Below are 14,473 nucleotides of genomic sequence, written 5' to 3'. Positions count from 1 at the left end.
CTTCCTTTGCATAGTATGCGGGGCTTTTTAAAAGGAACCTCTAAAAACTTCCGTTTTTAGAGGTTTTCCTTAAGCTTATTTGCGATGTTTTTGTTTGAGTTATTATAACATAAAAACTTAAACAAAAACTCGTCGGGCATCTCTAAAAATCTAACCGAGTTTTTAGAGATGCCCAAAAGTATCGGTGGTAAATAGTCTACTATATATCTGTTATTGGAGGAAGATTATGAATAATTATTTTAATATGAACGAAACGGTCTTTGACGTTACGGAACGGTATCCTGAAACAATCCGCTATTTGGCGGGAAAGGGTTTTACGCCGCTTACCAATCCGGTTATGCGCAAATTGATGGGAAAGAAGATTACGCTTGAAAAAGCTTTTCTTTCTAAGAAATTGGATATCGATTTATGCGAGCGGGAACTGGTTGAAATTATCGAACAAAACGCCTCGTCGGGTTTAGCGCATATCGATCTCAGTTTAAAGGTAAAAAGCGATAATCCTCTTGAGCCGGATGACGGAAAAAAGACAGTGAGGATTGAAGGCGTTCTGCCTTGTCCGATACGGATTCCGCTGTTGGAAAGTTTTGAAGCATTTTATTCCGATTATATTGAAACACATCAGGAAGCGTTAGAGAAACAAAATTATAAAATCCGGTATGATTTAAGATCGGCTAATCTCGGTATTGACTGGATAATCGATCTGGCAAGAACCGGTAAAAAAGAAAACCTGCCGGATGTGCTCCTGTCTGCCGGTTTTGAACTGTTCTTTGACAAAAAGTTAATGGGCTCTTTTATTGAAAACAAGGAATTTCACTGCGCACTCGATACGGTCAATAAAGATTTTTGCAATGACTATATCGATTTGCGGGATGAGAAAAAAAATTACGCCATTATCGGTGTCGTTCCTGCAATTATGATTGTGAATACTGCGCTGTTGGACGGCAGAAAAATGCCGGAGACATGGGAGGATATCTTGTCTCCCGCATTTGAACATTCCGTCGCTATTCCGTTCGGCGATTTGGATTTATTCAATTCCGTCGTTCTTAATATCTATGCACGTTTTGGCGATGAAGGAATTAAAAAATTAGGCAAAGCGTGCAGTGCGTATATGCATCCTGCCCAAATGGTAAAAGGAGGAAAGAGCGCTGCGACTGCACAGCCTGTCGTCAGTATCAGTCCTTATTTTTTCTCTAAGATGATAGACGAGCGGACTCCTCTGAAGACGGTTTGGCCGAAGGACGGCGCGATTGTCGCGCCTATTTTTATGCTGGTAAAAAAAGATACCGAAGCGCTCACAAAAGATTTTGTGTCGTTTTTCCTTTCGGAAAAGACCGGTACGGTTTTCGCGCAAAGCGGTTTCTTTCCGTCTACCAATCCGTCTGTTGACAATCGCTTATCAGCCGATAAAAAATTCTCGTGGGTCGGCTGGGATTTTATCTATCAAAATGATATCGGCGCCCTGTTGGAAAAAATCAAAGCCGATTTTGAAACCGCTGCCGGTAGTAGCTCCGAAAGCCGCTGATAAAAAAACGGTGTTGTAAAACTGCTGGTTTTACAACACCGACGAGATACGCGCTATTAACCTTCTACTGTTTAGCCTTTTACCGAGCCGATTGTCAGCCCTTTCACAAAGTATTTTTGCAGGAAGGGGTACAGCAGGATAATCGGCAGCGTTGAAACGATAATGACGGCAGCTTTAATCGAAATACCGATAACCGACATATCTGCGCTGCCGGCTCCATCCCCCATGGTTGCTGTACCGTTGACGATATTGCGTAAGAACAGCATAACGGGGAACTGTGAAGACTTTAAGTAGATCAATCCGTTAAACCAATCGTTCCAAAAGAATACTGCCGTATACAGACCGATCGCCGCCAAAGCAGGAGTGGAAAGCGGAACAACGATTTGGGTAAAAATCCTAAAGTAGCCGAGTCCGTCTATCAAGGCAGCTTCTTCCAGCTCGTGCGGAAAAGCTTTAAAAAAGTTTATTAAAATAATCAGATGGAACTGATTGATGGCAAAGGGGAGCAGTATTGCAAATACCGTACCCGTTAAATGTAATGAAGAAATAAGCAGATAGGTGGGGATTAAACCTCCGGAAAAAAACATCGAAAAAACGACCAGCTTCATGATAGTACCGGTACCGCGTAAAAACTTCTTTGAAAGCGGATACGCAAAAATCGAAGTAAAACAGAGGGCAATAAGCGTTCCAAAGAAAGTGTAAAAAATAGTATTGCCGTACGCTTTAAAGAAATTCGGGTATGTGAATATCTGCTTATATGCCGCGGTTGTAAACCCCACCGGTAAAAACGATACTTTGTTTTGCATAATAGCGGCAGGGTCGGAGAAAGAAAGTGCAATCATATATATGAATGGTACAATGCAGATGAGTATGACAAATGCCATCACAATAAAGAGGATAAGATTAAAAATGCTGAACGAGTTTTTTCTTGATTGCATAGTTCACTCCGTATTAACAGATGTTTTTTTAATAGATACTTTCGTCGGTGAGGCGTTTGCTTGCAGCGTTTGCAGAGGCGACAAGAACAATGCCGATAACACCGGTAAATAATCCGATTGCCGTTGCATATGAATAGTTCTGATTTGCCAAACCGGTGCGGTATACAAGTGTTGCGATAATATCGCTGACATCCGCATTGTTCGGGGTATACATAAGCAGTATCTTCTCAAATCCAAGTGTCAGTAATCTGCCGATTTCCAGAATAAGCATCACCATAATAGTCGGCAGGATAGATGGTATAGTGATATACAGTATCTGCTGCAATTTTCCCGCACCGTCGATCTTTGCCGCCTCATATAATTCTTCGTTAATTCCCGTAATTGCTGCAAGATAGATAATTGCAGTCCATCCCATATACTGCCATGTATCAGTGAAAATGTACAAAGTTCTAAAATAGGCCGGTTCGTTCATGAAATAGATCGGCTGCATATCGAACGTATTTTTTAACAGAAGATTTAAAATACCGGTACTCGGCGAAAGAATTTCCGCAGCCATTGCAATAACGACAACGGTCGAAATAAACCGCGGCATATATGAAACCGTTTGTACGAATTTCTTAAAAAAAACGGAACGTATTTCGTTTAAGAGGAGGGCAAAGATAATCGGTATCGGGAAGTTTATGAGTAAATTCATCAGCGATAGAGTCAGCGTATTCCTAAATGCACGCCAAAATGCGGGGTCTTTAAAGAACATCGTAAAATAGCGCAGCCCAACCCATTCAGTACCGAATGCGCCGAGACCCGGACGATATCGTCTGAATGCAAGTACATTGCCGAAAATCGGGACATATTTGAATATGATAAAATAAAGTAAAGGCAACAGAAGCATCGCATAAAGCTGCCAATATTGATGAAAATAGCGTTTCGTTCTTTGATTCATAGCGTTAAAAAATAATTGGGCATCTCTAAAAACTCAGGTATAGCTTTTAGAGATGCCCAATACGCCCGCAAAGCGATGCTTATGCAGGCGCAGCAAGAGGTTATTTCCTTACGTGTTCGTTATAGAGCGCAAGGTACTTTTCAATGCCGACATTATTCATTTCGGTAACATAGGCATTCCAATCCTTATCAATATCTTTTTTCCCGGTGATAAAATCATTGTTCCATTTTTCAAATGTGTCTAGGAGCGGAGTGCGCAGGATACCTGCTTCTTCGGCAACGGCATCATCAAACAGCGGGGTAGGGGGAATCGGCTGGATCGCCATATCCATTTTTTCTACTTCTGCATTGATGCGGGCATAATTGTCGTCATACTTGGTCATTTCTCTGCTGTTGATCCATACCAGCTGCGTCGTATCAGCGCCGCAGCCGTATTTTAACTGCATCGCCTTGTAAATACCTTCAGGAGCTTCGGTAATTTCTTTTGCATACTTAATTTTTCCGTTCTCCATAGTATAGGTTACGCCTTCTACGCCGAGACACCAGAGTTTTGCACCTTCATCGCTGAAGAAAATATCGTCAATTGCACGGACAATTTTTTCAAAGTCCGCTCTCTTTGCGGTCTTTGACGGGAACATGATGCCCCATTGTGTTCTGCTCTTGGGCTGATGGTGAGCGCCTGCAGGACCGGCGAGCGGCGGATACATTTGCAGTTTAAAGCCTTCGATAGCCGATTTGCCGGTAACGCCGCCGATTTGGTCATAGTACGCATAGGTTGCGACTGCCTTGCCTGTTGCAAGTTTTTGCGCCCATTTATCTCCGTCGATAGGTTCTGCCATTTCGGGATCCAGCAAACCTTCTTTATAGAGCTTTGCAAGGAAGCGCGCATAAGACTTATACATTTCCGTTGTCGCTCCGGCAAAATAGTTACCTTTCGCATAGTCCCAGCTTAAAACGCCGGTACCGGTTGAAGAATTTTTGCCGAGGCTGATACCGAATGACGGCATTGTCATTCTATATAATACCCGAGGACCGGCCAAAATGGTCAGCGGGTATGAGTCGGGATTATCTTGTTTGTATTTCTTTAAATAGACATAGAGGTCGTCGAATGTTTTCGGCTGAGATAAGCCGTATTTATTCAGTATGTCCTCGCGCAAAATCAATCCGCCGTCATAAAAGGGAACGTCGAATAAAGAAGGAAGATAATAATATTTCCCGTCTTTAAGGCGCAGCGCATCGATGTCTTTTTCCAATCCGAATTTTTTTACTTGCGCATTAAAGTTCGGTGTCCATTCGGGATAATCGCTGATTGGAATAAGCGCGCCGTTTAAAGCCAATGAACCGTTTTCCCCGTTGGTATTTTGATAAAGAATTACATCGGGGCCGTTACCGGTATTCAATGCTAACGATACTTTCGTGTTGTAATCGGCGATCGGTATCGGCTCAAAATGCAATTTCGTGTTTGAGCGCTTTTCCGATTCCTGCACGGTCAGCCAATCGGCTTTGAAAGGAAGTGTCGCATTGTCCGAATAATACAATGAGATTTCAATCGGTTTTTCCGAATTGGTTTGGGATACGTCCGGTTTTTTAGCCTCGCACCCGGCCAGCAAGATACCGACAATCAGCAGTGCGGCACAGAGCTTAACGATACGTTTCATACTTTCCTCCGAATTTATGAGCATCTTTAGAATTATTTGAGTTTGCACCAAGATGCTCTGTAAAAAAGGGTAACCTGCTATTACCCATTTGTCAAGTTCTCGCTTTTGTTGTGTTAGCGCAGAATTTGATAAAAATAGGCTTGCGGAGATGCAATAACCGGCTTATACTAAACTGATATGCGGTTTTTTGATAGGTTCTTTCGTTGGGTCAAGAGACCTCAGATATATGCGCTGGTCGGAGGAAACGGCACCGGGAAAAGCTTTAGAGCGCGATTGGTCGCCCAAAAATATGGAATAGATTTAATTATCGATGACGGATTAGTCATTAGAGGCGATAAAATACTTGCGGGGCATTCTGCAAAACGAGAGAAGACCTTTTTGGCGGCAGTAAAAACGGCTGTCTTTGACGATAAACAGCATAGGGATGAAGCGGCAAAAGTGTTGCATCAATTAAGCCGCAAAAAAGTACTTATTTTGGGAACGTCGGATAAGATGGTTAATAAAATTGCGACACGGTTGCAGATTCCACCTCCGCAGAAGATTATCCGCATTGAAGATATTGCGACGAGGGAAGAAATTGAAACCGCCATTAGAAGTCGTCGTGTCGAAGGCAAACACGTTATTCCCGTACCGTCAGTCGAGGTGAAAAGGAACTATCCGCAGATATTTTATGATAAAATCAGACTGCTGTTCCGTAATGCAAATATCGGGCACTTAAAGGAAGAAGAAACACTTTTTGAAAAATCGGTCGTGCGTCCTGAATTTTCTAAAGTGTACCCGGCACAAGTTTCAGATGATGCATTAAAAGAAATGGTTATACAATATGCGGCTCAATACGATAGCGCGGTAAATATTAAGAAAATTACCGTTCAAACCGAAGATAACGGTTATAGGGTTATTATGATGGTCGATATGCCTGCCGGCCCGGATTTGGCTGGACGGATATTGGCATTAAAAGACTTTATTATAAAAAATATCGAACGGTATTCCGGAATTTTTATCGAAGACCTTAATATCGTATTAAATCAGATGATCGATATACAAACGGAGGCATAAAATGGCACGAATACTGATCCCTTTATGGCAAAATTGGCAATTTGTGAATACTTTTGAAGAACAGTATGTGCGAGCCGATTGTGATGAATCTCATTTTACTGAAGTGCAGCTTCCGCATACGGTGAAAGAATTGCCGTATCATTATTTTGATGAGAAGGTATATCAATTTGAGTCATGTTATCGAAAAAAATTTGCCGTATCCTCCAATCTGCAAGGGATGAGGCTTTTTGTCGACTTTGACGGTCTGATGTGCTATGCAAGGGTCTTTATCAATGGGCACTTTATCGGAGAACACAAAGGCGGATATGTTCCTTTTTCTGTGGAGATTACTCACTACGTTGAGTATGGAGACACTGAAAGCAATGTGCTTGCCGTGTATGTCGACTCGACGGAACGAGCTGATATTCCCCCGTTCGGTGGTGAAGTGGACTATCTTTGCTACGGCGGTATTTACCGCGATGTTATCCTGCGTGCGGTACCCCATTGCCATATTGAGTCGATTTATGCCCGCCCGATTTCCGCTTTAACGGCGGAAAAAAGTCTACAGGTTGATATTGCGATTGCACATGACGAACGAACGAATAAATCGATTGACGTTTCGGTAGCGATCTTCGATTCCAGAAATCGAAAACGGGCGGAATTGAGCAGAAGCCTTGAGGTTGCCGTTCCGTCTCTTACCCTATCGATGATAATGGATGAATTAACCGGTTTAAAACTGTGGACGCTTGAAAAGCCCGAACTGTACCGCGCCGAAGTATCGATACTGGAAGACGGTCTTGTATGCGATACCGTATCTACCCGTATCGGATTTCGTACGGTTGAATTTACGCCGGAAGGTTTTTTCTTAAACGGCAAACTGCTCAAGCTGCGGGGCTTAAACCGGCACCAGTCTTTTCCATACGTCGGTTATGCGATGCCTGAACGGGTACAGCGGAAAGATGCGGATATCCTGAAATACGAGCTTGGCGTTAATATTGTTCGTACTTCGCATTATCCGCAGTCGCCGTATTTTTTGGATCGCTGTGATGAGATCGGACTATTGGTTTTTGAAGAAACGCCCGGTTGGCAGCATATCGGCGATTCCGCCTGGCAGGATGTTACTTGCGAAAATATCCGTAAGATGATTACGAGGGATCGGAATCATCCCTCTATTGTGTTGTGGGGAGTACGAATCAATGAATCGCCGGATTGTACTGCGTTTTACCAGCAGACAAATACGATTGCCCATGAACTTGATCCGTATCGGCAAACCGGCGGTGTCAGATGTATTGAAAATAGCGAATTTTTTGAAGACGTATATACAATGAACGATTTTACTTGCGGAGTTCAAGGATTGACTGCCGGTACTGCAGCCGGAGCAGCACGTGTACTTCGTTCCCAGCGTGAGGTTACGGGGCTATCCGATTCGGTTCCCTATTTGGTAACCGAGTTCGGCGGGCACATGTACCCGACAAAGCGGTTCGATCAGGAAGAACGCTTGGTTGAGCATGCAAAACTCCACCTTGCGGTGCAGAATGCCGCCGCGCTCGACCCGCAAAAATGCGGCGCAATCGGCTGGTGTGCTTTTGATTATAATACCCATGCGAATTTTGGGTCGGGTGATCGCATTTGTTACCATGGTGTGATGGATATGTTTCGCATCCCCAAATTTGCTGCAAGCGTGTATGCAAGTCAGCAGCCTGTCGAAATGAAGCCGGTGTTGGAACCGTTGACCCGCTATACCGTCGGCGATCGTGCAGTCGGTGGAATTGCGCCGCTTATTATTTGTACAAATTGTACGGCAGTCCGGCTAAGCATCGGCACAAAAGATTTAGGTCTGTTTTACCCCGCTTTTGACCGCTATCCCGGGCTTGCACATCCTCCTGTCGTTATCGACAACCTTCCAAGTGTATGGGGTGGCGGATGGGAAGATGCCGTATTCACCGGCTACCATAACGGTATGGAGTGTATTACCCGCCGGTTTAGCGCAAATCCTGTCGCGACACAGCTCGTACTTACCGCCGATGAGACAAAGCTTCGGGCAGACATACCCGATGCCGTCCGCTTTGTTGTGCAGCTCCTTGATCAGGTCGGTAACGAATTACCCTATAGCTTCGAGATTGTGAAGATTACGCTGAAAGGGCCTGCGAAAATTATCGGCCCGCAGGAATTTGCACTTATCGGCGGTGCTCGCGGCTTTTGGATTAAAACGCTCGGGAAAGCAGGCACGGCAAAGGTTTCCGCACAAAGCGGCGAATTTAAAACCGAAACCGTTTCCGTCCGTATCCGATGAGGTTACAGCCACCAGTTTTCAATTTTCAGGGTAATTATTGACAAAGATTTCATTTTACGCTATATTCTTTGAGTATTTTTACGGCGGTATAGCTCAGTTGGTAGAGCAAACGGCTCATATCCGTTAGGTCATAGGTTCAAGCCCTATTGCCGCTACCTCCTTTACAAGACACTCATTTCGAGTGTCTTTTTTTTTGAAACACACTTATTCAACGGTGAATACAGCCGCTACCGCTTCATCACCGCAGCGAATGAGGAGCCGGTGGTCACCCTTTTCCAGTGGGAGGGCACCTAAAAACGGCCGGTTTAGAGTAATCGGAGCGTGGTCATCGTAGATAGCTTGTATGGTATCTTCCGCACCGCCGATAATTTCGATTGGGACGCCGGTACGGAGGTAACGATGATCACTGAAAAAATGGCTGCCGTCTGCAGGGCGGATAATGGTTAATGCATTATTCAGTTGTCCGATTGTGCCATGCCGCATGATGTTCGCAAACCAGCGCCGGTACTTTTCGGGATATACGGTAATCGTATGCCCATTTTGTGTCCTGTGCCATGTGCATTCGTTACCTTCTTGTTCACATTCGCCGTTTTCCTGTTTATATGTACCATATCGGTCGGATGTATCGAACTGGTAGTTATTGTGTCCGGCGTTGTGTTCATTCTGCCTGTCATATTTATTGAATACGGCGAATGCGGATGGTAGATATTCTTGCACGGTGTTGTGGCATGCGGAACCGGCGGGCATCCCTGAAAGAGCACAAACGGATCCGCGGTACCAGTGCTCCGGTTCCATAAAGTTTTTTGCCGGTACTGCAGTGCCGTCCGCTAAGGGTTGGCGGTGCAGCCGGATAAGTAAGTTATGCGCGATTGCGGCAGGGGCAGAACTTCCTGTTTTTCCTATTACGGTGTTGCCTGCAAAATTTCCCATCCAGACGCCGACGGTAAAGGCCGATGACGAGGCGAGGGCAATAAGGCTTTGGAATTGGTTTGCCGTACCTGTTTTAAAAATGGAAGGAAAGGGTGTTTTAAAGGTGGAAGAAAAACCGAAACCCTTCGCCCTCGCAGCAGAATCGGAAAGAATTGAGCAGATGAGCCGTGCGGTATCGGCGTTGAAAACCTGTTTCGGCTCGGAAAATCCGTCAGCAGTGCTTCCATCCGTAAACGAGTGCAGCGGAATGAGTATACCGTCACGAGGAAAAACGCTGAACGCGCGTACCAGCTCGTAGAGAGAAACCGGCATGCTACCGAGCGCCAACGACAACCCTGCCTCTGCGCCCGCTGTATCGATAGACTGAAAGCCGAGCGCCTCTAACGTGTGCAGATAGTTTTCGGTTCCGAGTTCATTTAGAAGATAGACGGCGGGGATATTGAGGCTGGAGGCGAGCGCAATCCGTAATCGAACGGGACCGTTAAACCGGTTATTAAAGTTACGCGGGATGTATGCCTCCTCTTTCCCGAACCGCATTGGAATATCCGGCAATACATCTGATGGCTTCCACCCGTGTTCCAATGCAAGCGCATATAAAAACGGCTTGGAACTGCTTCCGCTCTGATTCAACGCGGTAACACCGTCGATTTTTCCGTTGTTTTCATCATCAAAATAAGAATTTGAGCCTACCCATGCAAGAATGTTCCCGGTTGCATTTTCGATAACGAGAACCGCGCCGTTGCGTACGCGTGCTTGAGGGTTGTTTTTCAGCTGAACTTGCAGCAAAAATTCTGCTTGGGCTGATAATGTGTTGTCGGCGGTTAGATACCAGTCAGGCGGTAATGATCGGGGGGTGGTTTCAAAGATTTCCGATACAGGCCGCCGTATCTCCTGTGTTTGGTTGATCCTCTGCAAATCACCTGCCTTGTATCGTCGCACAAGGTATTCGACGTAATGGGGCATTCCAAAAGGGTATTCGAAGCGGCGCGCAGTACGGGCAGTTTGCAGCAGCCGACCTTCAAGCTGCGTACCCTGTCGTCCGTTTTGCGTTTCGTTTTCTTGTATAAATACGGATCGGTAGAGCGCCGTCGCTTTTTCGGCACAGGCTTCCGGGTGTTCAAGGGGATTGTAACCGGTAGGACGGCGGGGAATAACCGCGAGGCAGCAGAGCTGTTCCGTAGTCAGTTCCGAAAGCGGCAGAGCAAAAAAATTCCTTGCTGCCGACGTAAGGCCTTCGGTTTGGAACCCGAACGGGATACTGTTGAGGTAGAGCTCAAGAATGGCCTGTTTAGACAGCCTCCGTTCAATTCGGAGTGCATTCCGCGCCTCGCGGAGTTTTGCAAAGAACGTGCGCTCTTTTGCCGGAACGATGAGGCGTGCCAGCTGCATCGTAATGGTAGATGCACCGCTGACCCGTTTCCCGCTGCTGATATTTTGATAAGCCGCCCGTGCAATAGCGGCAATATCGATGCCGCGGTGGGAGAAAAAATCCTTGTCTTCCGCAGCGAGAAAAATCCGGACAGCATCGGGCGGTATCGCTTCATACGCTGTAAACTCACGCCGTATACCGTCCTCAAGCGCAAGGATTTGAATAAGGTTACCGCCTCGGTCATAGATGCGGGTGCTCCAATCCCGCTGCATAAAAGCGTCCAGTTCTGGGAACGGCAAAAAGAGTGAAATCCAGCTGCTAATACAGAGTACAAGGCATATTGTCCCTACACTGCATAGCAGCTGTCTTTTTGATAATATGTGCGCATTACTATGTTTATTGCTTAACAACCGGTAGTTCATTAATAAAGCGGAGACGTACTTGTTTTACGTTGAGCATTTATTCGTGCGCAGCAACGCCGTAAACGGCGTGCATATTTTCAAAAGATTGTTGGTTGATCCCCATATTCATCGTCTCCGTTATCGTTCTTTAGAGATGCCCGTTATACCGTTTAACCTTCTTGGTTGTGGTCATTTCGAGCGGTTTATCCAAGAGCGTGGTTTTTGTTATCCGCTGATAAGGTAGTAGTTCTTTGTTCACGATTTCGACAATCGCTTCTATTCTTTTATAAACAGCACTGTCGCCTGCAGGGGTTCCCCTGTCAAGATTCAATGTTTTATACAGCTCATCGGTGGGATATACCAATACTTCAATTTCCTCGCTTGTCAAATCGTCTGCAGGGTGGTATCCCATTACGGTGATTTGCTCGATATCGTTGTAATACATCTGGAAGGCATTTTCTATTTCTTCGGGGTATACATTCTTGCCGCCGGAGGTAACGATGAGGTTCTTTGCGCGTCCACAGAGATACAGATATTTTTCATCGTCAAGCCAGCCTATATCACCGGTGCGGAACCACCCGTCTGCCGATAGCACTTGTGCGGTTTCTTCCGGCATATTGTAATAGCCCTGCATAATCATCGGACCTTTTGCACAGATTTCCCCACGGCCGTTTTCATCAGGATCAAGGATTTTCATTTCCATGTAGGGATGGAAATAACTGCCGACGCTTTCAATCTTAAAGTGTTCTTTCGGATTCAACGCGATAATCGGCGATGTTTCAGTCAGTCCGTACCCTTGCACAAAATCGATACCGAACTCATTGTATGCTCTGAACACTTCTTTTGAAAGCGGCCCCCCACCTGAAATCGCGATCCTAAGCGTTGTGAGATTTGCCTTTTCCAATACGCTTTTAAAGAGCTTTTTACCGATATTTTTCCCTGTTGTCTTTTTAACAAGATACGAAACACCCATCAGAAACCGGATGATGCCGTATACTAATACGCCTTTGCTGCGCACTCCTTTCATAATACCGGCGAGCAGCTTGTTAAAGAGCAGCGGTACGCCGAGGAGCATGGTAATTTTTCCTTCTTTCAATTCACGCAGCATACGGGATACTACTAAGGATTTTCCGAATACGATTTCTGCGCCGACGGAGATCGCTTCGATAAAGACGGCAACCATAGTATAGGAGTGGTGGATCGGCAATAGTGCATAAAAAACATCGGTTTCAAATATCGTTAAGTGCGATTGGGCAATGTAACAGTCTGAGACGATATTCCGGTGAGATAGCATAACACCTTTGGGATTACCCATTGTACCGGAGGTAAACAGAATTGCTGCCGTATCCGTTTCGCGTAGTGGAAAACAGGCTGCGAGCGGTTCTGCTTCCAAATTATATACATAGCGATCGGCAAGATTGCTGTTTAAAGAATACACTTCGCCTATGAATGTCTGAGATTTTGCTGCTTCAAAAAAATGATCATATTTTTCTTCATCGACAAAGAAAAAAAGCGGTTTTGCCGTTTTTAAAAGCGATTCAATTTCATAATCATGTAAACCGTAGTCAATCGGGATAATAATACCGCCGGCATACAGCGCACTTAAATAGACGATTGCCCATTCGGAAGAATTTTTGCCGGAAACGGCGATATGCGTTCCTCTTTTTACACCATGAGCGACAAACCAGCCCGCTAATTTTTTAATTGCTGTAAGCGTTTCACGATAGGTGAGAGTGATCCGATCCGGTTCAAAGACGGTTAAACAGTTTCTATTCGGAAAACGCTCGGCAGTAATTTCAAACATCTCCGGTAATGTCGGCCATTCTCCGGTAAACTTTTTTCCTCGCCATGCATCAAGGAATTCCCATGGCCTTTTTGACATTTTGTTCATATCAATATGCTCCTTTGTAAATACAATTTTTTGTTTTACTTTCAAAATTGCAATTTTTTCTTATTTTTAGTATAACTATTTTACATGATTTTAAAAGATACACGAGTCCTTTTTTTCTATTTATTTCTTATATTGACGGCGGCATATTCCCTTTTTGGAGTACCCTCTCCGAAAGATTCCCAACGGATTGCGTTTGTTAATAATGCATTGCGCTATCTTGGGACGCCCTACCGTTATGCGGGACATTCTCCTAAAGGTATGGACTGTTCGGGGTTTGTCTACCGTAACGGATCGGAGATTCTGAAATTACAGATGCCGCGGCGCTCGGATGCGATTGCCGAATATGCAAAAAGGATAACGGACGAAGAAATTCAGCCGGGCGATTTGCTTTTCTTTAATACCGCAGGCGGTATTTCCCATGTCGGTATTTATATCGGTGCAGGAAAATTTATTCATTCGGCATCGGACGGGCCGCGTACCGGGGTTATTATTTCGAGCATTCAAGAATCGTATTGGAAAAAAACGTATCGTTTTGCGGGCAGTATTATGAAACCGGAAGAAATTTTCTTTGCCGAATCGACCATTCCGTTTTTTTCGCGTACAACCGAAAATTGCCCTGTTCATCCTGATATCCGTGCCAACGCATCAGACTATTTGTAGCAAGCCCTGCAGAATAAGTGAGTACCTGATGCGTTTGCACGTCTGTTGGAAAAAATTAAGAGGAGATTTTGCTATGAAAATAGTATATCGCATATTAGTATGCTGTGTTGTGGTTTGTATTACGGCGGCGTGTTCTTCTTCTGCCCATATCGTTATACGGGATAATACGAATTACGACCTTACCGCGGAATTTATACCGAGCAGTTTGTTAGAAAAAAATATTACGCATTTGCTGAAACAGAAGAGTGAACATGCTGACGGGCAATCCGTATTTAATGTTCAAGAGCTGAAAGAAGCGTTTACAAAAGAAGGCATCAGCGTTCAAGATATTACGCTGAAAGGGGTTCTGGGATTGCGCCTTGTATGTGCCGTTCCGTATAATCATGGACTGCTCAAGGATATTATCGGTTATGATAAAAAAGGGCGGAAAACAGTATTGCGTATTTCGCCCGAAAATATCGCATCGTTTTTGAAGATATTACCGCAGGAAAGTCGGGATTTTATCGATATGCTGATGGCGCCGCTGTTTACCGGCGATGCCATACCGCCTGCGGAATACGAAGAACTGATCGGCGCCGCGTACGGAAAAAAGATCGCAACCGAACTCCATAGCGCCGAATTTACGTTAATCGTCGATGTTCCGTATAAGATACAAACGGCGCGCATCAGTCCTGTCGGAACGGTTACCGTACAGACGAAGACGGAAAAGACATCCCGCGCTTCGATCCGTATTCCGCTCATTGAGCTGCTGTGTACGGTCGGTACGATAGAGACGCAGCTACAGTAAATGCTTTGCACAGCCGCCGGTTTGATACTCTATTTTTCTCTTTTATAATT

At 45.0% G+C, this 14,473-nt stretch carries 10 protein-coding genes and 1 tRNA gene; 6 read left to right on the top strand and 5 right to left on the bottom strand.

Features of this window, described 5'->3' with window-relative positions:
* The first annotated feature begins 226 nt into the window (after positions 1–226).
* Entirely contained in the window at positions 227–1,522 is a 1,296-nt protein-coding gene (locus ABH09_RS07830; protein ID WP_253713979.1) for an ABC transporter substrate-binding protein, read from the top strand.
* A 71-nt stretch (positions 1,523–1,593) separates the two neighbouring features.
* On the opposite strand, the gene ABH09_RS07825 is transcribed toward ABH09_RS07830, so the two are convergent.
* The 3 genes from ABH09_RS07825 to ABH09_RS07815 all read right to left on the bottom strand — a co-directional run bounded on the left by ABH09_RS07825 (position 1,594) and on the right by ABH09_RS07815 (position 5,057).
* On the bottom strand, positions 1,594–2,460 hold the full coding sequence (locus tag ABH09_RS07825) for a carbohydrate ABC transporter permease (protein WP_162663776.1): 867 nt from the start codon (positions 2,458–2,460) through the stop codon (positions 1,594–1,596).
* A gap of 28 nt (positions 2,461–2,488) precedes the next feature.
* Positions 2,489–3,400 (bottom strand): ABC transporter permease, encoded by a 912-nt coding sequence (locus ABH09_RS07820; RefSeq protein WP_162663775.1) that lies wholly within the window; start codon positions 3,398–3,400, stop codon positions 2,489–2,491.
* Between the two features lie 100 nt (positions 3,401–3,500).
* The gene (locus ABH09_RS07815; RefSeq protein WP_162663774.1) at positions 3,501–5,057 is read right to left on the bottom strand and encodes an extracellular solute-binding protein; all 1,557 of its coding nucleotides are present in this window, start codon (positions 5,055–5,057) and stop codon (positions 3,501–3,503) included.
* A 177-nt stretch (positions 5,058–5,234) separates the two neighbouring features.
* On the opposite strand from ABH09_RS07815, the gene ABH09_RS07810 reads away from it, so the two are divergent.
* From ABH09_RS07810 to ABH09_RS07800, 3 genes are all read left to right on the top strand, one after another.
* Positions 5,235–6,113, top strand: coding sequence for a hypothetical protein (locus tag ABH09_RS07810; protein ID WP_253713978.1), 879 nt, complete (start codon positions 5,235–5,237; stop codon positions 6,111–6,113).
* A 1-nt stretch (position 6,114) separates the two neighbouring features.
* Positions 6,115–8,385 carry a glycoside hydrolase family 2 protein gene (locus ABH09_RS07805; protein WP_253713977.1) on the top strand — a complete coding sequence of 757 codons (2,271 nt, stop codon included), beginning with the start codon at positions 6,115–6,117 and terminating at the stop codon, positions 8,383–8,385.
* A gap of 82 nt (positions 8,386–8,467) precedes the next feature.
* Positions 8,468–8,540: transfer RNA gene (locus tag ABH09_RS07800), tRNA-Met, on the top strand.
* A gap of 49 nt (positions 8,541–8,589) precedes the next feature.
* Here the strand turns inward: ABH09_RS07800 and ABH09_RS07795 are convergent.
* Positions 8,590–10,956, bottom strand: coding sequence for a transglycosylase domain-containing protein (locus ABH09_RS07795; protein ID WP_253713976.1), 2,367 nt, complete (start codon positions 10,954–10,956; stop codon positions 8,590–8,592).
* Between the two features lie 277 nt (positions 10,957–11,233).
* Positions 11,234–12,976: an AMP-dependent synthetase/ligase gene (locus tag ABH09_RS07790; RefSeq protein WP_253713975.1), complete on the bottom strand. Its 1,743-nt coding sequence runs from the start codon at positions 12,974–12,976 to the stop codon at positions 11,234–11,236.
* Between the two features lie 84 nt (positions 12,977–13,060).
* Between ABH09_RS07790 and ABH09_RS07785 the strand changes: the two genes are divergently transcribed.
* Both ABH09_RS07785 and ABH09_RS07780 read left to right on the top strand, forming a co-directional pair.
* Entirely contained in the window at positions 13,061–13,636 is a 576-nt protein-coding gene (locus tag ABH09_RS07785) for a C40 family peptidase (RefSeq protein ID WP_162663769.1), read from the top strand.
* Positions 13,637–13,709: 73 nt separating this feature from the next.
* A complete protein-coding gene (locus ABH09_RS07780; protein ID WP_162663768.1) occupies positions 13,710–14,423 on the top strand; it encodes a hypothetical protein in 714 nt (237 codons plus the stop codon).
* Positions 14,424–14,473: the final 50 nt, after the last annotated feature.

The organism is Treponema sp. OMZ 803 (genome assembly GCF_024181165.1).
In the GTDB taxonomy this organism is placed as follows: Bacteria; Spirochaetota; Spirochaetia; order Treponematales; family Treponemataceae; genus Treponema.
The sequence above is the reverse complement of the archived record's forward strand: the minus strand, read 5'-3'. Positions and strand labels throughout refer to the sequence as shown.

Excerpts from the sequence above, each read along its gene's own strand:
- ABH09_RS07830 (WP_253713979.1), top strand. The coding sequence starts at position 227 with ATGAATAATTATTTTAATATGAACGAAACGGTCTTTGACGTTACGGAA.
- ABH09_RS07825 (WP_162663776.1), bottom strand. The coding sequence starts at position 2,460 with ATGCAATCAAGAAAAAACTCGTTCAGCATTTTTAATCTTATCCTCTTT.
- ABH09_RS07820 (WP_162663775.1), bottom strand. The coding sequence starts at position 3,400 with ATGAATCAAAGAACGAAACGCTATTTTCATCAATATTGGCAGCTTTAT.
- ABH09_RS07815 (WP_162663774.1), bottom strand. The coding sequence starts at position 5,057 with ATGAAACGTATCGTTAAGCTCTGTGCCGCACTGCTGATTGTCGGTATC.
- ABH09_RS07810 (WP_253713978.1), top strand. The coding sequence starts at position 5,235 with ATGCGGTTTTTTGATAGGTTCTTTCGTTGGGTCAAGAGACCTCAGATA.
- ABH09_RS07805 (WP_253713977.1), top strand. The coding sequence starts at position 6,115 with ATGGCACGAATACTGATCCCTTTATGGCAAAATTGGCAATTTGTGAAT.
- ABH09_RS07795 (WP_253713976.1), bottom strand. The coding sequence starts at position 10,956 with ATGCAGCGGGATTGGAGCACCCGCATCTATGACCGAGGCGGTAACCTT.
- ABH09_RS07790 (WP_253713975.1), bottom strand. The coding sequence starts at position 12,976 with ATGAACAAAATGTCAAAAAGGCCATGGGAATTCCTTGATGCATGGCGA.
- ABH09_RS07785 (WP_162663769.1), top strand. The coding sequence starts at position 13,061 with ATGATTTTAAAAGATACACGAGTCCTTTTTTTCTATTTATTTCTTATA.
- ABH09_RS07780 (WP_162663768.1), top strand. The coding sequence starts at position 13,710 with ATGAAAATAGTATATCGCATATTAGTATGCTGTGTTGTGGTTTGTATT.